This is a genomic window from Lysobacter sp. Root604 (genome assembly GCF_001427505.1).
Taxonomy (GTDB): Bacteria; Pseudomonadota; Gammaproteobacteria; order Xanthomonadales; family Xanthomonadaceae; genus Lysobacter.
The window spans coordinates 1,686,108-1,705,109 of sequence record NZ_LMGS01000001.1; the positions used below are offsets into that span (position 1 = coordinate 1,686,108).

Here is a 19,002-nt window from a genome sequence, read left to right on the forward strand (position 1 = left end):
CAAGCACGTCGCGGTCAGCTGGTGCGAAAAGCGAAGCGCAGCCGGCCACGGCGGCGCCAATGCGGCCCGCGCTCGATCCCGATAACGTTCCCCTCTGCGCAGACCGGGACACGCCCCCGATCCGAATCCAGCGATCGCGCTGTCCTGTTCCGTTCGGCGCTTCGTGCGCCGCTCCATGCGAGGATTGTCTGCGCGTTCGCACGCGATTTGTCGTCGCTTCAGCGCACTATCGCCACGATTCGGCGCACTGCATTTTATGAATGGTTTGCACGTTGTTCGTGCTCATTGGCAGCCAAGAAGTCGCCTCCAAAAGACGGTGGAGCGCGGCAACTGACCATGCAGAATTGCACCGGCGTTGCAGCTGTTCTTCGAAGACGCAAGTCGGCCAATCGGACCGACTCGGCAGACATTTCGCGCTACCGGCTCACGTCCTTCTGAGCACAGCGCCGCCTGCCGATGCCAGCGGGGGTCGCATACAAGCCCCGACTCGAACGGGGCGAATTCAACCAAGCGCCGACGATGACGCCCGGCGCGTTGCGTTAACGCTCGCGCATCGCTTCATCGCCATGCTGCTTCAGTGGACTCAACAGATAGTCGATCACGCGTCGCTTTCCGGTCTTGATCTCGACGCTCAACGACATGCCGGGGGTCAGGGCGACCTTCACGCCGTCCACGATCAAGTACGCGTCGCGCAAACGCACGCGTGCGGGAAACACCAGGCCCAGCTTCTCGTCCTGTGCTGCGTCGTGGGAGACGCTTTCCACCGTGCCTTCGAGATAGCCGTAGCGGGTATAAGGGAAGCTTTCGACTTTCACAGTCGCGCGTTGCCCCGCGCGCACGAAGCCGATGTCCTTGTTCAGTACCGTGGCTTCCACTTCAAGCGCTTCCTCGCTGGGCACCACCGCCAACAACGGCTGGGCGGGCGTCACCACGCCGCCCACGGTATGCACCGCCAGCTGCTGCACGGTGCCCGCTACCGGCGCTCGCAACTGCATCAAGCGGTCGCGTTGCCCTGCCTTGGCACGGTCCGGCGTCGACTGACGTACCTGTTCGCGCGCCTGGCGCAGGCCGTCCAGGGTCTGTTCGCGGGTATCGGCCACCAGAACGCGCAGCTCTTCCTCCGCGCCGTCCAGCGAAGCGGATATCTCGCGCAAGCGATTGCGCTGCGCGGCCAAATCGCGTTCGGCGGCGATATGCTCCTGTTTGCGCAACAGGTATTCATGACGAGCGACGTACTTGGCGTCCACCAGCTCGGCGTAGTCGTCGACACGGCTCTTGGCGATGGCGGCGGCTTCTTGCATCGGACCGACCATGGCCGAGCCGGTACGCAGCTCCGCACGTCGCTGCGCGGCGGCGGCGCGTAGGTTGTCGCGGCGTGCGCGGAAAGCCTGGAACTGGCTGCTGGCCAGCAATTGCTCGGCGTCGCGGCGCGCTTCGGGCAAGCCGGGATCGACCGCCAAGCGCGGCGGCACATCGCGATCCAGGGCTTCGATCATCGCGCCCAGGCGCAGCTCCGCCAGACGCGCGTTGAGCAGCGCCTCGTCGGCCTTGGCATAGTCGGCGCCGGTGCTGGTGGCATCGAGCTCGATCAGCAGCTGACCCTTGCGCACGGTCTGGCCGTCGCGCACCAGGATACGGTGCACCACCGCGGTCTCGGCGGGTTGAACCACCTTGGTGCGCGACCCGGCCACGGTTTTGCCGTTGGCTACCGCGACGATATCGAGCTGGCCCAGGACGGCCCACAGCAAGGCCACGCAGAACAGCGCGACGATGATGCGCATCGCCCAACGCGCGGTCGGCGAGACCGGCGTATCGGTCAGCTCCAGATGCGCGGGCAGGAATGCCAGCTCGTCGGCATCGCGCCGAGGCGGTTCAAGACGGCTACGTTCCGCCCAGGAGGCCTTGAAGGCTTGCGCGTAGCGCGAGACGAACTCCGATAACGCCGACGCCAGATGTTTCATGCGTCCCCCTGTTGCAACTGCAGCAGACGCGCGTAGTGACCGTCGGGGCGTTGCGACAGCTCGTCATGCCGGCCGCTTTCGACGATACGCCCCTTTTCCATCACGATGATCCGATCCGCCGTTCGCACCGTCGACAATCGGTGGGCGATGATCAGCACGGTACGGTTGCGGCAGATCGCGCGCATGTTGCGCATTACAGCATGCTCGGACTCGTAATCGAGGGCACTGGTCGCCTCGTCGAAGATCAGGATGCGCGGGTCGGCGATCAAGGCGCGCGCGATCGCCAGCCGCTGGCGCTGGCCTCCCGACAGCGACGCGCCTTGCTCGCCGACCACGGTGTCGTAACCCTGCGGCAACTCGAGGATGAAATCGTGCGCGCCGGCCAGCTGCGCGACCTCGATCACCCGCTGCAGCGGCGCGCCCGGATCGCTAAGCGCGATGTTCTCGCGCACGCTGCGGTTGAACAGGAAGTTCTCCTGAAGCACCACGCCCAACTGGCGTCGCAGCCAGGCCGGGTCCGCCAGCGCCAGATCATGGCCGTCGACCAGAACGCGGCCACGCTCGGGCACATACAGGCGCTGCACCAACTTGGTCAGCGTGCTCTTGCCGGACCCGGAGCGGCCGACGATGCCGATGACCTCGCCAGGGGCGATATCCAGATCGATGCCGCCGAGGATCTCGGCGCTGTCGGGGCGATAGCGGAACACCACTTTGTCGAAGCCGATCCGGCCCTGGATCGGCGGCAAGGCCATGCGACTGCCGGGCAGCTCGGTGCGGGTATTGAGGATGTCGCCCAAGCGCTCGACCGAGATGCCGACTTGCTGAAACTCCTGCCACAGCTGGGCCAGCCGCACGATGGGCGCGGAGACTTGTCCGGACAACATGTTGAACGCGATCAGCTGCCCTAGCGACAGCTCGCCCGCAATGACCAGCTTGGCGCCGAAAAACAGGATGCAGATCGCCACCAGCTTCTGCACCAACTGAATGCCCTGTTGGCCGATATTCGCCAGCCGCGACACCTTGAACGACGCCTCGACGTATCCGGCCAGTTGGTTGTCCCAGGTTCGGGTGACGCGCGGATCCACCGCGGTGGCCTTGACCGTTCCTATGCCATTGACGGTTTCCACCAGGAACGATTGGTTGTCGGCGCCGCGCGCGAACTTGTCGTTCAGACGCTTGCGCAGCACCGGCGTGATCGAAGCCGACCACAACGCGTACACCGGCAACGAGATCACCACGACCAGGGTGAGCCAGCCGCTGTAGTAGAACATCACCGCCAGGAACACCACCGTGAACAGCAGATCCAGCACCGAGGTCAGCGCCTGTCCGGTCAGGAAATTGCGAATGTTCTCCAGCTCGCGCACGCGTGCGATGGTGTCGCCCACGCGCCGCGACTCGAAATAGCTCAAGGGCAAGGCCAGGATGTGCCGGAACAGCCTCGCCCCCAACTCGACGTCGATCTTGCTGGTGGTGTGGGAGAAGGTATAGGCGCGCAATCCGGTCAGCACTACGTCGAACACCGCGATCGCGATCAATCCGACCACCACGACCTCAAGCGTGGTCAGGCTGCGGTGCACCAGCACCTTGTCCATCACGACTTGAAAGAACAGCGGCGTCACCAGTGCGAACAGTTGCAGGAACAGCGACACCACCAGCACTTCGACCAATAAGCGGCGATACTTGACCACCGCCGGCACGAACCAGCGGAAATCGAACTTGGCCAACTGGCCCAGCACCGAAGCTCGGGAAGTCACCTGCAGCAGGCGGCCGTGGTAGCGCTGCTCGAAGGCGTCGCGCGTCATCACCTTGGCGCGGCCTTCGCCGAGTTCGTGCACCAGCAAGGAATCGTCGCCGGCCTTGGCGACCACGAAATGCTGCCCGTCTTGAGCCAAGGCCAAGGCCGGCAACGCGGCCATGGCGACACGCTCGGATGCGGTACGCGTGATGCGGGCCTTGAGCCCCAACTGCTTGGCGGCCAACAACAGGGACGCGTCGTCGAACGGCTCGCCACCGCGGCCGAACTGGTGCGTCAGTTGCGCTGGATCGGCAGCGATGCCATGGAATTGCGCCAGCATCGCCAGACCCAGCAGGGCAAGATCGTGCTGGGGCGCGACGACTTCAGCAGGCAGCCTGCTGGGCGTAAGGGAATCCGGAGCCATCGTTCATTCACATCCAAGCGTGCGTCGCGGCAATCGATTTCAGGCCTCCGCCACGCACCCACGAGCGTGCACAGACGCGAGCGGCTGCATGCCGTTCTGCCGTCCGTATCCGTTAGCGAAATTCGTGCACGCGCCCCACGGCGCGTAGCGAAAGCGCAGGCACTGTGCCTACGCGTCCATTGTCGGCGCAAAGCCGCCCCATGCGGGCTCGGCTCGCCGCAGTGCGAACACGACTGGGCGCAGTGCGAGACGAAGCCTGTGCGCACGCAGGCTGCGGCGGCGGCCAGAGTCGCTAGGGTTTCCGCCGAGGCCGCTTAACGGCCCCGGCGCCGACCGAGCGGGCTCAAGCCCGACGCGCGGCGCGTTCGGCGGTCTGCGGATCCTGGCTTGGGTCCTGGGTCTGAGCCTGGACCTGATTCGGCGCGCGTGCGGCTTCGATCTCCGCCGCGCGCTGGCTGCTCTCGCGCAAAGGCGTGTCCATACCGCGCGCGGTTTCGACGCTGGCGTTGAGACGCGCGGGATCGTCCAGCCGGCCCTGCACCGCGAACACGCGGCTGGCGTCGCGGCTGAGCTCGACGTGGTTGATCTCCTGCATGCCGCTGCGCATCGCCGCGACCGCGAGCGAGCCGGCAAGCTGGTCGCTGCGCGGATCGGGGGTACGGTCGAAGCGCGCGTCCAAGGCGTACACGCCCTCGGCCGCGCCGCGGTACAGCGGGTACTGCGAATGACGCGGATCGTTGAGCAGCACGCCGTCGCCGGGCGGGTTCGCGTTGGCGCCGCGCGTGCCCTGAGTCGCCTGCGGCACGATCGGGCTGTCCTGCGCCGGCGGAGCGATCGTCTGCGGCAGGCGTTGCGCCGCCGCACGCTCCATTTCGCGGGTGCGGAAATCCAGGCTGGGCAGCACGGTGTCGACCATGCCGTGGCGCTGCACCGCTTCGCCCGCGGCCTGGCCGATGTTGTCGAACAACACCTTGGTCTGGACGATGTTGCCGATGCCGCCCGGACGGGTCGGATCGAAGGTGACCGCGGCGCCGCCGACGCCGGCCACGGTCGCGCCGGTCAGGGCGAAACCCAGCGGCGCGTAGCTGGTGGTGCGACGGATCTGGTAGCCGGTGGCATCGAGCGTGGCATCGATGGAATGCCCCGCGCCATCGGCGCCGCGACGCACGTGGGCGCCGACCGCGTCGGCGGTCTGCTCGATCGCGCGCGCGCCCTGATTGGCGCCCGCACGCGTGTTGTTGGCCGCCTGCTGCGAACCGGTCAGGGCCGCGCGCGCTTCGCCGCGCTGGGCCTCGCAGTACTGCGCGGTGGCGCGGTCGCGCTGATCGGCGATGTCGTTGAGCATCGGCACCCAGCGCCCGGCGCCGCGCAGGAAGGTATTGGTGGCGCTGTTGGTCCACTTGGCGCCTTCGCACTGAACCATGTCTACCGCGGCCGCGGCACGGCCCGACACCAATTGCACCTGGGCCACAGCTTCGCCGCCGGTGCGCACCTGCCAGCCGGGAATCTGGCCGACGGTGTGGGTGCCGGCCTGGGCGGCACGCCCGCTCATCTGCAGTCCAACGCGCGCGCCGTCGCCGGCCAGGTCCAGCCCGCGGTCGGCGACACGGCCGCCACCGGCAACGACTTCACCGGCCTGGCGCCCGACCTGGGCGCCGGCCAGCGATACCGTAGCCACGCGCAGCAGCGGCCCGGCGAACTCGCCGGCCTGCCCCAGCGACATCGCCTGCGGTCGATCGATCAGGCTGCCCTGGGCGTCGCGCGTTTTCGGCGTCAGCAAGGGCTGCACCTGGCCCGCCGCGAGCGGCATGTCGCGCAGCGCGCGGTTGCCCGACTGGGTCGCCAAGGCATCGACCAGACCGCGCGCGTCGGCCTGGGCCTCGCGGCTGTAAGGCAGGTGCTGCGCGAGCTGCTGGCCCAGCAGTTCCTTCGCGCCCGGCAGGCGCATCAGTTCCGAAGCCTGGTTGGCGACGCGACCGAGTTCGGCCCTGCGCTGACCGTTCATGCGGTCGATGCTGGTCTGCACGTCGGTGAGCACTTCGCCGGTGACCTGGTAGGCCACGACGGTCTGATTGGGGTTGTGGACGGTCAGCCCGTTTTGATCCGCATAGCGCTGCGCCGTGGCCTGATGCAGGCCGGCGGCGTTGAAGGTGGTAGCGGGCACGCCGGTGATGGCCGAGCCGGCGGAGGCCATGCCGCCACCCAGGGAGTGGCCGACGATTTCGAAGTTGCCGCCCACCTTGGAGTTTCTGAACTCGACCGCGACTTCCATCGCCCGGTCGTAATAGTCGCTGCGCAATCCCAGCCCCTGACGACCGTTGTTCATCCAGTCTTCCGGGGCGGATTCGCGCGTAACCTGCTTGCCGCTCTCGTCGAACACCACCGGGCCGTTGGAGCCCTTGTAACTGAGGACCGGTTTGACCTCGGGACCGTACACGCGCGGATCGGGCAGATAGATTTCCGCACGGAAGGCCGAATCGTCGGGCTGCAGTAGTTGGTCGACGCGATCGTTGCTCCAACCCACACCGGCCTTACGCAATAGGTCCGGATGTTCGCTGCCGCGCAGCCAACCGGGCGGCGGTTGGCCAGTGTGTTCGGCAGAGCGGTAAACGTCGGCCGCCAGCCCGGCCATTTCTCGGGCGTGGTATTGGCGTTGCAGGGCATCGGCCTGGCTGCCCAGCTCGCGGTCGCCGCTGCTCGCCGAACGCTCGCGCATCGACGTCAGCAAGGCCTGTTGCTCGCGCAACTGAGCGATCTTTTCCTCAACCGTGCGCGGGGTTTGCGACGGGAGGTCCTGCTCGGGCGTGGACATGGCGGTTCTATCCCTGAACGGCGCTAAGCTCTGACCGAAACTGCCACTTCAACCCGCCCCTGTCAAACGTCGGCTTTGTTACATTCGGGTCGCCCCACGCCAAGGACGACCGCTGCCATGACGCTGCCGCTACCGCCCTCGCCGCTGCGCCGCTGGACCCTGGCCGGCCTGATGCTGTGCGCCCTGACTGCGTGCTGGGCGGCGCCACCCGCAAGCGGCGAGCGGCTGCCCTGGGACCCGGGCGATTACTTCGAGGGTCCGGCCCTGCAGCTGGCGGTGGCCAGCGACCGCCGAAAGGCTGAGCAGATCCGCTGGATGATCCACGAAAAAGGCATCAATCCTGATCATTTATTCGATAAGGGCGACATGCCGCTGGTGGCCTGGCCGGTGTTCAATGAGAACCCCGAAGGCCTGCGCCTGCTGCTGGAGAACGGCGCCGACCCGAATGCGCGCAAGCACGAGCCGGAGCGCAAGCGAGGCCAGTACCGTAACAATGCGATGGTGCTGGCCGCGCGCAGCAAGAACCCGATTTATCTCAAGCTTCTGCTAGACCACGCCGGCGATCCCAATACGCTCAGCTCGAACAACGAGTCATTGCTGCATGTGGCGTATCTGCGCGGGCAATGGCAGAACGTGCAGTTATTGGTCGAGCGCGGTGCGCGCATCAACGAGCCTTTGTTCGCGAAATCCGAAAGTTACGAAGGCCACGACACCGTACTCAATTGGTACGCGAGCCTGGGCAATTTCGACAAAGCTTATTGGCTCTTGCAGCACGGCGCCGATCCGGCGCGCAAGATGTGGTTGCCACCGGACTTCGATGACAAGAGCCAGGGCGAGCGCATGCCCATCCTCGAATCCATCTTCTGGCTGCCAGTGAAACCGCACATGGTCGAATGGCAACGCAAATGCCAGATGTTCGCCCTGGCGCGCGGCCTGAAACCGCCGCCGATGCCCGACGGCATCAAGTTCAGCCGCAAAGGCCTGGGCCTGCCCACCGAGGAAAAGGACATCCCGCTGCCGACGGCGTCCCCCGCGACGTCAAGCCCGGTGCCGACATCCCCGCCGGCGCGCTGACAGCGCCGCGGCGGTGTGTGGATTCAGTCCTCCGCCGACTCGAAGGTGCAGGCCAGGTGCCGAAGCGTTCTTGAATCGCGCAGCACCCGGAAGCAACTACCGCTCTCGCCCTCGAAGTACAGCACCGCGTCGATCATGTATTCGAGCGCGCACGAGCCGACGATGTCGCGCTCTTGGCGACGTGGCGACTATCCCTGAACAGCGCCATGCTTGGACCGAAACCGGCACTTCAAGCCGCCTTGTCGAAACGTCGGCTTTGTTACATTCGGGCCGCCCCACGCCAAGGACGACCGCCACCATGACGCTGCCGCTACCGCCCTCGCCGCTGCGCCGCTGGACCCTGGCCGGCCTGATGCTGTGCGCCCTGACCGCGTGCTGGGCGATGCCGCCCGCGAGCGGCGAGCGGCTGCCCTGGGACCCGGGCGATTACTTCGAGGGTCCGGCCCTGCAACTGGCGGTGGCCAGCGACCGCCGCAAGGCTGAGCAGATCCGCTGGATGATCCACGAAAAAGGCATCAATCCTGATCACTTATTCGACAAAGGCGACATGCCGCTGGTGGCCTGGCCGGTGTTCAATGAGAATCCAGAAGGCCTGCGCCTGCTGCTGGAGAATGGCGCCGACCCGAATGCGCGCAAGCACGAGCCGGAACGCAAGCGAGGGCAGTATCGTAACAATGCGATGGTGCTGGCCGCGCGCAGCAAGAACCCGATCTATCTCAAGCTGCTGCTAGACCACGGCGGCGATCCCAATACGCTCAACTCCAACGACGAGTCGCTGCTGTACGTGGCCTACCTGCGCGGGCAATGGCAGAACGTGCAGCTGTTGATCGAGCGTGGCGCGCGCATCAACGACGGCCTCTACGCCACGCTCAACGACAAGCGCGGTCACAACACCGTGCTCAACTGGTACGCCAGCCTGGGCAATTTCGACAAAGCCTATTGGCTGTTGCAGCACGGGGCCGACCCCGCACTGAAGATACGCGCCTCGGACGAAGCCAAATTCGCGAACGACCGCGACCGCATGCCCATCCTCGAGGAAATCTTCTGGCTGCCGGTGAAACCGCACATGGTCGAATGGCAACGCAAATGCCAGATGTTCGCCCTAGCGCGCGGCCTGAAACCGCCGCCGATGCCCGACGGCATCAAGTTCAGCCGCAAAGGCCTGGGCCTGCCCACCGAGGAAAAGGACATCCCGCTGCCGACGCGCGCAGGCCTCGGAGCCGAAGCCGCCGGTCGCCGCGCAGCCCGCCACGTCGGTCCGCTAAGGCGACCGAAGGCGCCACCCACGTCGGCCAACCGCGGGCCTCAATCCGCCGACGCCTCCAGCGCATCGGCCAGACGCTCCACCGCCACCACCGTCATCTCGCCCACCTTTCCGCTCTTGGGCGCGTTGGCCTTGGGCACGATCGCGCGCTTGAAGCCATGGGTCGCGGCTTCCTTCAGACGCTCCTCGCCGTTGGGCACCGGCCGGATCTCGCCGGACAGGCCGACTTCGCCGAAGGCCACGGTCTGCTCGGCCAAGGGCCGGTCGCGCAGCGAGGACAGCACCGCCAGCAGCACCGGCAGGTCGGCCGCGGTCTCCTGCACGCGGATGCCGCCGACCACGTTGACGAACACGTCCTGATCGCCGACCCCGACCCCGCCGTGGCGGTGCAGCACCGCCAGCAGCATGGCCAGGCGGTTCTGCTCCATGCCGACCGCGACCCGGCGCGGGTTGGACAGCGGCGAGGAATCGACCAGCGCCTGCACCTCGACCAGCAGCGGCCGGGTGCCCTCGCGGGTGACCATCACGCAGCTGCCCGGCTGCGGGGTGCGGCTGCCGGACAGGAAGATCGCCGAGGGGTTGGGCACCTCGCGCAGGCCCTTGTCCCCCATCGCGAACACGCCCAGTTCGTTGACCGCGCCGAAGCGGTTCTTGAATGCGCGCAGCACGCGGAAGCGGCTGCCGCTCTCGCCCTCGAAGTACAGCACCGCGTCGACCATGTGTTCGAGCACGCGCGGACCCGCGATGCCGCCTTCCTTGGTCACGTGGCCGACCAGGAACACGGCGGTGCCGGTTTCCTTGGCGTAGCGCACCAGGCGCGCGGCGCTCTCGCGGACCTGGCTGACCGAGCCCGGCGCGGCGCTGAGCTGCTCGGTCCACAAGGTCTGCACGGAGTCGGCCACGATCAGCGCCGGCTTCATGCGTGCGGCGTGTTCGAGGATACGTTCCACCCCGGTCTCGGCCAGCGCATGCACGCCGTCCAGGGGCAGGCCCAGGCGTGCGCCGCGCCCGGCGACCTGGGCCAGGGATTCCTCGCCGGTCACGTACAGGCCCGGCAGGGTCTGGGCCATGCGCACGATGGCCTGCAGCAGCAGGGTGGACTTGCCGATACCCGGGTCGCCGCCCACCAGCACCACCGCGCCGTGGACCAGGCCGCCGCCAAGCACGCGGTCGAACTCGCCGATCCCGGTGCTGACCCGCGATTCTTCGCCGTGCTGCACGTCCTTCAAGGCGGTGACGGCAGGCGCGTCGGCGCGCCCGGCCCAGCTGCTGCGTCGCGTCGCCGCGACACCGCCGCCCTTGGCCGCCGGCTCGACCACGAACTCGCTCAGGGTGTTCCAGGCCCCGCACTCGCCGCACTGGCCCTGCCACTTGGTGTGGTCGGCGCCGCATTCGGAACAGACGTAGGCGGTGCGCGCCTTGGAGGCGGGCTTGCTGGCGGGCTTGGACATGGGGATCGCTGGCGGAAACTGACCGGCACTGTACCGGGACCGCGTCGCAACGCGCGAGACCGCAACGGCTGAACGGCGTGTAGGCGGATGCCGCCAGACGGGGTAGGCCCTCGCCTACCGCCCTATCCGTCTATGGGGCGGAGGCGACCGCGACGGCTCAGGCCGCCAGCGGCCGGTGGTGTTCCGGATACAGCGCGGGCAGCCAGCGCTGCGGCGTCGCCAACAGGCCCGGCACATCGGCGCGCGGCACGATCCCGTACCCGCGCGCATCGATATCCGCGGCGATGCCGCGCCAGTCCAGACGCGGCGCGGCCATGGTGCTCTCGATGGTCCAGCCGAAGCGCAAGGCGCCCAGCGCGAACATCTCGTCCAGCGGCAGCGGCCGCCCGGCGGGCGCGACGACGTAACCCTCCTCGTCGCCGACCACGAACACATCCACGCGCATCGACCGTCTCCTCGCCTCGCCTGCACCGGAGCGGCCGCGCCGCTCGATGGCGCGCCATGGTGGCGACCGCGCAAGAAAAATTTCGTGAAGAGCCGATGGCCGAACGGTGAAACACTGGCCGGCGTTCACACTCCGGTTCAGTACCGATGCTTATGCGCGCATGCGCTACGCGCCTTAGGCGGCCTCGAAGCGATTGAGCATGCGCCGCACCACCAGCGCCAGGGTGCGCCGCGACATTTCCATCGCCGCCAGGTAGTCGCCTGGACGCTCCTGCCCCATCGCGTGCTTGGCCGCGTTGACGGTGTCCAGCACCAGCACCGCGCCATCGGCGCCGACCATGTCGCTGAGCGAGCGCCGATGCGCGTCGAGGCGGCGCTCGATCTCGTAATCCAGGCCGCGCCCCGCGCGCGCGGCCACGCGCGCGAGCGTGGCGTCCAGGCGCTGGAGTTCGTCTTCGATCTGCGCGGAGCTGTAATGCATGGACGGCGGTTCCTGGGAGGGCGCGCCGGCGACGGCGGACGAGGAGCCTAGGCAGCGCGCGTCTCACCGGATGACACTGCAACGGCGGCGCGCACTTAGGCGACCACGAGTGTGACCGGCGTAGCGCGGGCGGGTTCCGCGACGCGACGCCTGCTGGTTCAGATGCGCGTCACGATCCGGCGCGGACGCCCGAATCGCCGGGCACGCGAACCTGCCACTGCGTGTGCGCCGAGCGATGCCGCGATCCCGATGGAGTCGACCGCACCGGATGGATCCCTAATGCATCGCAGCGACGGGGCGCCAATCCAAACACCGATGCCGGACCAAGTCGTGCCGCGTCCACCATCGACGCCAGGCGCGCGCTCTGGTGAAGGCGGGCGCATCCGGTCGGGCGGGATCCGAGGCTTTCGGCAGCCCCGGAAATCCGGCAAAGTGTGATGGGGATTCTTCCGCACCGACCATGCCGGCCCAGGCTCGCACGGCGCACACCTACTGCCGAATCATGTCTCAAATCATAGAAAGCACCGCCGCACGCATACGCGAGACCGTCCATTCCGCGACCACCGGCCTGGTAGAGCGCGAGCAACTGGCGGAATTGATGGTTCTGGCGGCCGTGGCGAGAGAGCATCTCCTGATCGTCGGCCCTCCGGGCACGGCGAAAAGCGCGGTCGTGAGACGGGTCGCTGCAGCGCTGGGCGGACGCTATTTCGAGTACCTGCTGGGTCGCTTCACGGAGCCGGCCGAACTTTTCGGCCCGGTCGATCTGCGCAAGCTTCGCGAGGGCACGGTCGAGACGGACGTTGCGGGCATGCTGCCGGAGGCCGAGGTCGCTTTTCTCGACGAGGTGTTCCTGGGGTCGACCGCCATCCTGAACACCTTGCTGGGCGTACTGAACGAACGCCGTTTCCGACGCGGCCATACCGATCTTCCGTGCCCGCTCCGGGTCTGCATCGGCGCCGCTAACGCGCTTCCGGAAGATGAATCTCTCGCCGCCTTCGCGGATCGCTTCCTGCTGCACCTGTTCATCGATCCGGTGCCCGATCATCGGCTCGAAGCGATGCTGACCGGAGGTTGGCAGGCAGACCAGGCGAAAGTCACGCATTTCGCCGATCTGACGGATATCGACCTGCTCGGCGGCGAAGTGGCGCGGGTGAATATGGACGAGGCGCGAGGCGCGCTCGCCAACGCAATCCGCAAGCTGCGCGGCGCCGGCTTGAGCTTGTCGGACCGAAGGATCGTCAAGACCCAGCGCCTGATTGCGGCCGCAACGGTCCTCGCCGGACGCCAAACCGCAACCGAAGCCGATCTGTGGCCGATCTTTTACGTGCTGCCCACGCGTGAGGCCCAGACCAGTGCGCAGGAGGTCCTGCGCGACTCCTTGGTCTCCGCCGCCAATCCGACCTTGCGCGCCGCCGTCGAGCACGCCACGCTGCAACCGGTCTCGCGGGCGACGAGGCTGGTGGAAGCCGCGCGCAGCTGCCTGCACGAGCAGGACACGCCCTCAATGCGCACGATCGCCGAAGCGCTGTTGCGCGAGATCGACGCCAACTTCACTCCTCGCTCGCTTCCAGAGGAATTGGCTGTCGAGCGCGCTCGTCTGATCGAGCGCACCCACACAGACTCATGACCTGGTCCTGGCGGGATGAACCCGACCCGCCTCAACCCCAGGGCGTAATCGGGATCGGCTCGGTCGCCCGGCATCTGCTCACGATCGTCGAGCGGCTCGCGCAAGGCGGCGATACCGGGCTGATGGCGACAGCCAACGACGACGTATTGATACTGACGGGACCGGCGCAGCTACTGCCCTGGGCGGATGGCGTTCAATACATCGCGCCGCACGATGAAGCGACGGCGCTGTGGTTACCCGTTGCGGAACGCCCCGCGATTCCCATCGATTTGTTGGAGCAGGCGATCCGGCGCAAGCACCCCCGAATGCCCATGCTACTGCTGCGGGAGCCAGGGCAATTGGTGCCTCTGACCCGCTTGCTGCCGGCCGACGCAGGTTTGCTACGGCAGATTCGGAGCCGCTGGCAGGGCGACCAATGACGACGAAGCTGCCGCCGGCACTTCAGCCGTGGAGTGTCTGGCTGGATTGGTTCGACCCTGAAATAGCGACGATCGTCGGCGAGCTACTGCTGCGCCTGGATCCGCTGTTGAGCCGCGGCAACAGCCGCCTTCAGCGGGGCAAGATCGAACCCGACGGCGTCGACGACCTGCGCCAGCGCGGCCCTTACGAACGCCTGCTGTTGAGCGAATGGGCGCTCGCCGACGCGTTGCCGGACGAGTTCCTGCGCCGCGCCGCCTACCACGAACACCTGTTCCTCGCCCCTCGGCTGGTCACGCCCCAATCCGACGGTTTGATCGCCGTCGTATTCGACGCTGGCCCCTCGCAGTGGGGCGCTGCGCGTCTGGTGCATGTAGCGATGTGGATACTGCTGGCCCGTCGCGCGCAGGCGACGCATATGCGTTTCGCGTGGGGCTTGGCCCACAGACCCGGCGTCCTGACGGAGAACGACTCTTCCGCGATGCTGAAGAACATGCTGAGCGCCCGCACGCACGAAGTCTCGGGGGCGGACCGGCATCGAGCCTGGCGCGACTACTTCGACTCCGCCGACCTTCCCCCCGGCGAACGCTGGCTGCTGGCGGCGACCGATGAAAACGTGGACGCCTTCAGCCATGTCGGTTCGGTGCGGCGCGGCTTCGACCACCGTCTGCATGTCCGTCTTGGCAGCGCTCAAAACCGGCGCAGCGTGGACCTGCCGATGCCGCCCGCGCAACAGGCCGCGCAGTTGCTGCGTGGCGACTTCCTGGGAAATGCCAACGCGGCCGCGCATCGAAGGACCGCAGGAAAACTGTCCCTGCGACAACCTCCCCTGCTCAGCATTGGCGGCGATTACGTAGCCTTGCCGTTGTTGGGCGAAAGCCGTGCCATGGTCATCAAGATCCAGCGCAGCGAGAAGGAAAAGCCCGCCAAACCTCGTTACGGCAACTGGTCGTCCGGAGCGCAGTTGCTTTGCGGCGCGCTCTCGGGAGGCAGCTTCGGTGGCATCGTAGCCGATGCCCATCACCTGTACTTCTGGAAAATATGGGGCTTCCAGACCGTACAACGCCCTTCCAGCCGGGAATTCACCGTCACCCCCGGGCTCGCTCGGTGGCTCAGTTGCGTGTGGCTGAACAATGGCGGAAAAACCCACCGTATCGCCGTACTGGACAACGCCGGTCGCCTGTTGACCTGGACCAACGCCAGCGCGTCCCATGGCCGCAGCGATGCCGCGCATGTGATTCTGGACGAAGCGGTGGTCGCGCTCGTGCAGGCCGACCCGCAGAGGCTGATGTATGCCGCGCACAAGGCCGGCAAACTGAAGATCAAACTCGTGCATCGCGACGGAAACAAGACGCTGGTGACGAGTCTTCCGATTTCGGGGAAACCCGCCGCGGTGTTCTTTTGCGGGGCCATGCGCGACAAGGAATGGAATGGCGCCGTCTGCGTCGAACAACGCCCCGAAGGCAAGAGAAGCAAATCCAGCATATATCGCTTGTTCGAGGGCCGGCCCCAGGATGGCTTTCGCGAGTACGAACTGACTATCGCGCCGGGCTCGAAGGCACTGGGACTGATCAAGGACGGGCAAACGCATACCAAGCACATATTGCTCGCTCTCAGCGCCGATCGCCGCGGGCTGATCGGGGTCGGACCGGATGGCATCGAAGACATCTATCGCTCGTCGAGAGACATCGTGGCGGTATCGCTAGGAATCGACGGCGACCTGGTCGCCTTGATCAACCTCGACGGCCAACTGATCCTGCTCGGCGACGGCGGTCGCCGCTTGCTGATGAGCGTGAGCGGCCAAGCGGAGGCTGCCGATGAGTGATTCGGCCAATGTCCGCCACCCTGTGTGGCGGGGACAGCAAGCGGTGTCCGGCCTTTGGTTCCCCAGCTGGATCGCACCCGATCTGCGATCGGCCCGCTTGCTCGCGGCCTGGGTGCCAGGCTGCCGCGCCTACCGCTTCGCGACCGGGGATGCGCTGTGCTTCCCCCAGCCTCGGATTCTGGTTTGCGAGACCACGCAGGGGCTGGCGCTTTGTCGCATTCAAGGCGGCATGTATTCGGCGCCGCTGACGTCTCGCGAGCTGGCCCGGCTTCCGGCCACCGATATCGGAATCGTGCAAGGCGCCCAGGTCCTCAGCCTGACGCTTGAGCAAGCGATCGAACTCGACATGTCAGCTTCGATAGATGTCGGCGGCTACGCCCTGCACGATACCTACGATTGCCGCATCGCCGATGCCGCCCTGAAAGTCCCCCGACTCGACGGCAAGAGTGTGCGCAGCCTGCTGGGCGACAAGATTCCGCCACAAAGTAAGGACAGCGAGGCTCTACTTCGCGATATCGCCGATAAGCAAGCCGGCAGGGAAGTCAACAGTGGGGAACCTCGTTCCCTGAAGCATGGCATCGGCGCAGCGCGGGACAGCATCATCGGCCTGATGCTCTCGGCGTTCTTCAGGGCCGTCCCAGGCCCGGCGACCGGTGGCGCCTCGGCCAGGGCGGTTTCGCCTCGTCGACGACCGAACGGACTCCAGCCATGGCGCGAAAGAATGGCGCGTCTGGCCATGCTCTCGAAGATCGCCAAGCTGATTGGTTACCGGCAAGGCGCCCACCTGCGCCGCATGATGAATATGTTCGAGAGAGGCGACCTGAACGAGGCCCTGCGCAATGCGATACCGCTGGGCGGCCTCGCGGGCTCGTTGGGGCCCGCCTTCTCGGCCGGCCAAAGACGGCAAGATCTGCGCTTGTCCACCCACCTGGGCCCCTCTTCGAGCATCGGCATCGGCGAGGACCTGCAGTCTCATCTGCGCCGTCTGTACCGGACCGCATTCGAGCGATTCGACTGCCAGGGCAGCATCGACGAAGCTGTGTTCGTACTGGCGGAACTTCTGAACGCGCGTCAGGAGGCGCTCGACTATCTGGTCAAGCATGGCCGCCACTCCCAGGCAGCGGAGCTTGCGCTGGGGTGGGATATGCCACCCGGCATGATCATCCGATTGCTCATGCTTTCGGGCGATACGCAACGGGCGCTACAGGTGGCGCGAAGAGACGACGCCTTCTCGGAGGCGATTCAGCACCTCCAAGCCTCTCATCCGAAGCTTGCGGACGAGCTGCGATTGGAATGGGGGCACGCAAAGGTGCAGCGTGGCGACTGGCTCGGCGCCGTCGATGCCATCTGGCAGCTGCCGCACGCTCGCGATCACGCCCTGGCATGGCTCAAGGCAGCGGAAGAGGCCGGCACTGAACTCTCTGCGCGCGCACTGGTGCAGCGAGCCGCCCTGCTACCGGAAACGCTGCAGCATTACGCGGCGAGGATAGAGGTTCTGTCGGACCCGCTATCCGAGCCGGGCGCCAGATCGGCTCTGGCAGGGGCCCTGCTCGTATGTGGTGGCAAGAACGAAACCTTGCGAGCGCTGGCGACGTCGGTTTTGCCCGCCGTCGCGGCGGATCGCGCGGCCGGCCAGAACAACTTCAGCAACAAGGATCTGAGCCGGCTGCTGAAAATTTCGAACGATGCCTATCTCATCGCCGATGTGCCCCGCTGGGCCGGCCCAAAGACGGAGCCGGACAAATCGCTTTGGCTACGAACCGAACCCCTAGCGCTGCAGGCTCCAAGGGCCGGTCTTCATGAGATACACGATGCCGCCGCGCTTCCCGGTGGCCGTTATCTCGTGGCACTGGGTGAATCCGGCGCTGCGATACTGGATTCGCATGGCCGGATCAGGCAACGCTACACCGTGCCCGCGTTCAAGCTGGTCCTCGCCGACAGCGGCGAAGTGGCGCTGGCCATCGCACCTCGAGAACAAGCGTCGCGTGTTTCCAGATTGGACCTGGTAAACCATGCAATCGTCGATCTTGGCGTGATTGCGTTGCAGTTCGCGGCACCCCGTTTCGATGGCATCGGCTGGACCGTGGTCATGGCCAATCGCATTGTCGTAATCGATACCGCCAAGGACACCCGCGAAGTGCTCTGGCATGTCGCCGACCTACCGGGCCCCATCGTCGCCGCCGGCTTCTTCTCCGATCGAGAGATTTACCTGGTGGGCCTGACGGACGGCCTGCAAGATTGGAGCTACGCCCTGCCGGGGCGCCGCCTTCAAGCACGCAGCGAACTCCGCCTGCACGACGACCGCCCGTTGCTACCGCATCGCCTATCCACGGTGCAGCAACCGCAGGTGCGCTTGTCAAACGGGACGCAGATCGAGCTGTGCTATCAACGCGACGGCGTCGATCGGTACTGCGTATTGAGCGAGGAAGCTCCCGCACAGGAGTTTCACTGCACTTTCGTTCCCTTCAGCCTGGGGATGATCGTCGGCTTGCACGAACCATCAGGCAGCCGCTACTTCGTGGTGCGGCTGGACAATGGAACCTTGGTGGCGAAGGTGGACTGGCCGGCCGGGGCATTGGCGTTCGCGCGTGAACAAGCGGAGCACTTGTTGTTTCATGACGCAACGGGACGTCTATTGGACGTACTCATCGCACGTTCAAGCGCGCACGCCATTTCCGTGCTTTAAATCTTCGGCGCCGCGGCACCGGCCTTCACCCGCGACCCGCGCGGCTGCGTAGCAACTCGGAGTACTTGGCGATGCTCTGGTCGATCTTGTCGATGGCGAAGCCCGCCGACTCGGCTTCCATCGCGCCGGCCGCCGCGGCGACGGCGGCAGCCGCGCTCATGAACAGGTCTGTGGCCAGAATGCCCAGCGCATCTTCCGCGGCGTTGTTCGGCGCCTGATCGGTCAGTCCCTGGGTCATCTGCTTCAGCAATACCGCCTGGCTAGCCAGGGCGAGCTGGGAGATGCCGTCGAAGTAAGCGGCCGCCGAATGCGCGACCAGGTCGGCGGCGTCGGGCGACACGCGGCGCAGGGAGGCGATCGCCTCCATCGCGGTGGCGACGGAGTCCTGTGTCCGGGCTTGAATGTCCGCGTCGATAATCGGTGCGGGAGTGATCTTGTCGTCCATGATCGGTTCCTGGAGGTGGCTTGGAATGGAAAGCTGAGCGCGGAACGCGACCGTCCGACTGGCGACGCCGGCCGCGCGTAGCACGGTTCAAGCATAGCGAATCGGCTCGGCGCGCGACGCGCGCGTCGCTAACCGGAGGGCTTCCGTGCCGCCTTTGGACGGCGCGACTGCTTGCCCAATTCGGTCAGGCGCTCGGGCGAGCCCTGGCCGTTGAGTTCGTCCAACGCCGCCTGCGGATACTCGGCGAACACGTTACCCCACCAGCGTTTCAGGCTGTTGTCCCAAACGCGCCAGCCGTCGCCCGGGACCGCCCGGCCTACATAGCGTCGTTTGCGGGCTCCCATGATCGGCTACGC

13 protein-coding genes and 1 pseudogene are annotated in these 19,002 nt (G+C 66.5%); 6 read left to right on the forward strand and 8 right to left on the reverse strand.

Features of this window, described 5'->3' with window-relative positions:
* Positions 1-539: 539 nt before the first annotated feature.
* The 3 genes from ASD69_RS07565 to ASD69_RS07575 all read right to left on the reverse strand — a co-directional run bounded on the left by ASD69_RS07565 (position 540) and on the right by ASD69_RS07575 (position 6,932).
* On the reverse strand, positions 540-1,961 hold the full coding sequence (locus ASD69_RS07565) for an HlyD family type I secretion periplasmic adaptor subunit (RefSeq protein WP_056175847.1): 1,422 nt from the start codon (positions 1,959-1,961) through the stop codon (positions 540-542).
* Positions 1,958-4,120, reverse strand: coding sequence for a type I secretion system permease/ATPase (locus tag ASD69_RS07570; RefSeq protein ID WP_056175850.1), 2,163 nt, complete (start codon positions 4,118-4,120; stop codon positions 1,958-1,960). Before ASD69_RS07570 ends, ASD69_RS07565 begins: the two co-directional genes overlap by 4 nt.
* A gap of 343 nt (positions 4,121-4,463) precedes the next feature.
* Positions 4,464-6,932: an XVIPCD domain-containing protein gene (locus ASD69_RS07575; RefSeq protein WP_157499073.1), complete on the reverse strand. Its 2,469-nt coding sequence runs from the start codon at positions 6,930-6,932 to the stop codon at positions 4,464-4,466.
* A 171-nt stretch (positions 6,933-7,103) separates the two neighbouring features.
* Between ASD69_RS07575 and ASD69_RS07580 the strand changes: the two genes are divergently transcribed.
* Together ASD69_RS07580 and ASD69_RS22650 are read left to right on the forward strand one after the other, a co-directional pair.
* Complete coding sequence (locus ASD69_RS07580) at positions 7,104-8,006, forward strand: ankyrin repeat domain-containing protein (RefSeq protein ID WP_082576363.1); 903 nt, start codon at positions 7,104-7,106, stop codon at positions 8,004-8,006.
* Positions 8,007-8,685: 679 nt separating this feature from the next.
* Positions 8,686-8,967, forward strand: a pseudogene (locus tag ASD69_RS22650) (ankyrin repeat domain-containing protein); the annotation flags it as partial.
* A 344-nt stretch (positions 8,968-9,311) separates the two neighbouring features.
* Here ASD69_RS22650 and radA read toward each other — a convergent pair.
* The 3 genes from radA to ASD69_RS07595 all read right to left on the reverse strand — a co-directional run bounded on the left by radA (position 9,312) and on the right by ASD69_RS07595 (position 11,646).
* Positions 9,312-10,721, reverse strand: coding sequence for a DNA repair protein RadA (gene radA / locus ASD69_RS07585; RefSeq protein WP_056175861.1), 1,410 nt, complete (start codon positions 10,719-10,721; stop codon positions 9,312-9,314).
* 157 nt (positions 10,722-10,878) lie between these two features.
* On the reverse strand, positions 10,879-11,166 hold the full coding sequence (locus ASD69_RS07590) for a hypothetical protein (protein ID WP_056175864.1): 288 nt from the start codon (positions 11,164-11,166) through the stop codon (positions 10,879-10,881).
* Positions 11,167-11,340: 174 nt separating this feature from the next.
* The gene (locus ASD69_RS07595; RefSeq protein ID WP_056175867.1) at positions 11,341-11,646 is read right to left on the reverse strand and encodes a hypothetical protein; all 306 of its coding nucleotides are present in this window, start codon (positions 11,644-11,646) and stop codon (positions 11,341-11,343) included.
* Positions 11,647-12,148: 502 nt separating this feature from the next.
* Between ASD69_RS07595 and ASD69_RS07600 the strand changes: the two genes are divergently transcribed.
* The 4 genes from ASD69_RS07600 to ASD69_RS07615 are packed head-to-tail and all read left to right on the forward strand — an operon-like array spanning position 12,149 to position 18,201.
* Positions 12,149-13,273: an AAA family ATPase gene (locus ASD69_RS07600; RefSeq protein WP_056176711.1), complete on the forward strand. Its 1,125-nt coding sequence runs from the start codon at positions 12,149-12,151 to the stop codon at positions 13,271-13,273.
* Positions 13,270-13,692, forward strand: coding sequence for a hypothetical protein (locus ASD69_RS07605; protein WP_056175872.1), 423 nt, complete (start codon positions 13,270-13,272; stop codon positions 13,690-13,692). The genes ASD69_RS07600 and ASD69_RS07605 overlap by 4 nt, the downstream gene beginning before the upstream one ends.
* Positions 13,689-15,515 carry a hypothetical protein gene (locus ASD69_RS07610; RefSeq protein ID WP_056175874.1) on the forward strand — a complete coding sequence of 609 codons (1,827 nt, stop codon included), beginning with the start codon at positions 13,689-13,691 and terminating at the stop codon, positions 15,513-15,515. Before ASD69_RS07605 ends, ASD69_RS07610 begins: the two co-directional genes overlap by 4 nt.
* Positions 15,508-18,201 (forward strand): bpX6 domain-containing protein, encoded by a 2,694-nt coding sequence (locus tag ASD69_RS07615; protein WP_056175877.1) that lies wholly within the window; start codon positions 15,508-15,510, stop codon positions 18,199-18,201. Before ASD69_RS07610 ends, ASD69_RS07615 begins: the two co-directional genes overlap by 8 nt.
* 25 nt (positions 18,202-18,226) lie before the next feature.
* On the opposite strand, the gene ASD69_RS07620 is transcribed toward ASD69_RS07615, so the two are convergent.
* Positions 18,227-18,646 (reverse strand): hypothetical protein, encoded by a 420-nt coding sequence (locus ASD69_RS07620; RefSeq protein ID WP_200943948.1) that lies wholly within the window; start codon positions 18,644-18,646, stop codon positions 18,227-18,229.
* 128 nt (positions 18,647-18,774) lie between these two features.
* Complete coding sequence (locus ASD69_RS21195; RefSeq protein WP_082576327.1) at positions 18,775-18,990, reverse strand: hypothetical protein; 216 nt, start codon at positions 18,988-18,990, stop codon at positions 18,775-18,777.
* Between the last annotated feature and the right edge of the window lie 12 nt (positions 18,991-19,002).

Bases quoted from the DNA above. Each gene is read 5' to 3' on its own strand.
- ASD69_RS07565 (WP_056175847.1), bottom strand. From the start codon at position 1,961: ATGAAACATCTGGCGTCGGCGTTATCGGAGTTCGTCTCGCGCTACGCG.
- ASD69_RS07570 (WP_056175850.1), bottom strand. From the start codon at position 4,120: ATGGCTCCGGATTCCCTTACGCCCAGCAGGCTGCCTGCTGAAGTCGTC.
- ASD69_RS07575 (WP_157499073.1), bottom strand. From the start codon at position 6,932: ATGTCCACGCCCGAGCAGGACCTCCCGTCGCAAACCCCGCGCACGGTT.
- ASD69_RS07580 (WP_082576363.1), top strand. From the start codon at position 7,104: ATGCTGTGCGCCCTGACTGCGTGCTGGGCGGCGCCACCCGCAAGCGGC.
- radA (WP_056175861.1), bottom strand. From the start codon at position 10,721: ATGTCCAAGCCCGCCAGCAAGCCCGCCTCCAAGGCGCGCACCGCCTAC.
- ASD69_RS07590 (WP_056175864.1), bottom strand. From the start codon at position 11,166: ATGCGCGTGGATGTGTTCGTGGTCGGCGACGAGGAGGGTTACGTCGTC.
- ASD69_RS07595 (WP_056175867.1), bottom strand. From the start codon at position 11,646: ATGCATTACAGCTCCGCGCAGATCGAAGACGAACTCCAGCGCCTGGAC.
- ASD69_RS07600 (WP_056176711.1), top strand. From the start codon at position 12,149: ATGTCTCAAATCATAGAAAGCACCGCCGCACGCATACGCGAGACCGTC.
- ASD69_RS07605 (WP_056175872.1), top strand. From the start codon at position 13,270: ATGACCTGGTCCTGGCGGGATGAACCCGACCCGCCTCAACCCCAGGGC.
- ASD69_RS07610 (WP_056175874.1), top strand. From the start codon at position 13,689: ATGACGACGAAGCTGCCGCCGGCACTTCAGCCGTGGAGTGTCTGGCTG.
- ASD69_RS07615 (WP_056175877.1), top strand. From the start codon at position 15,508: ATGAGTGATTCGGCCAATGTCCGCCACCCTGTGTGGCGGGGACAGCAA.
- ASD69_RS07620 (WP_200943948.1), bottom strand. From the start codon at position 18,646: ATGGACGACAAGATCACTCCCGCACCGATTATCGACGCGGACATTCAA.
- ASD69_RS21195 (WP_082576327.1), bottom strand. From the start codon at position 18,990: ATGGGAGCCCGCAAACGACGCTATGTAGGCCGGGCGGTCCCGGGCGAC.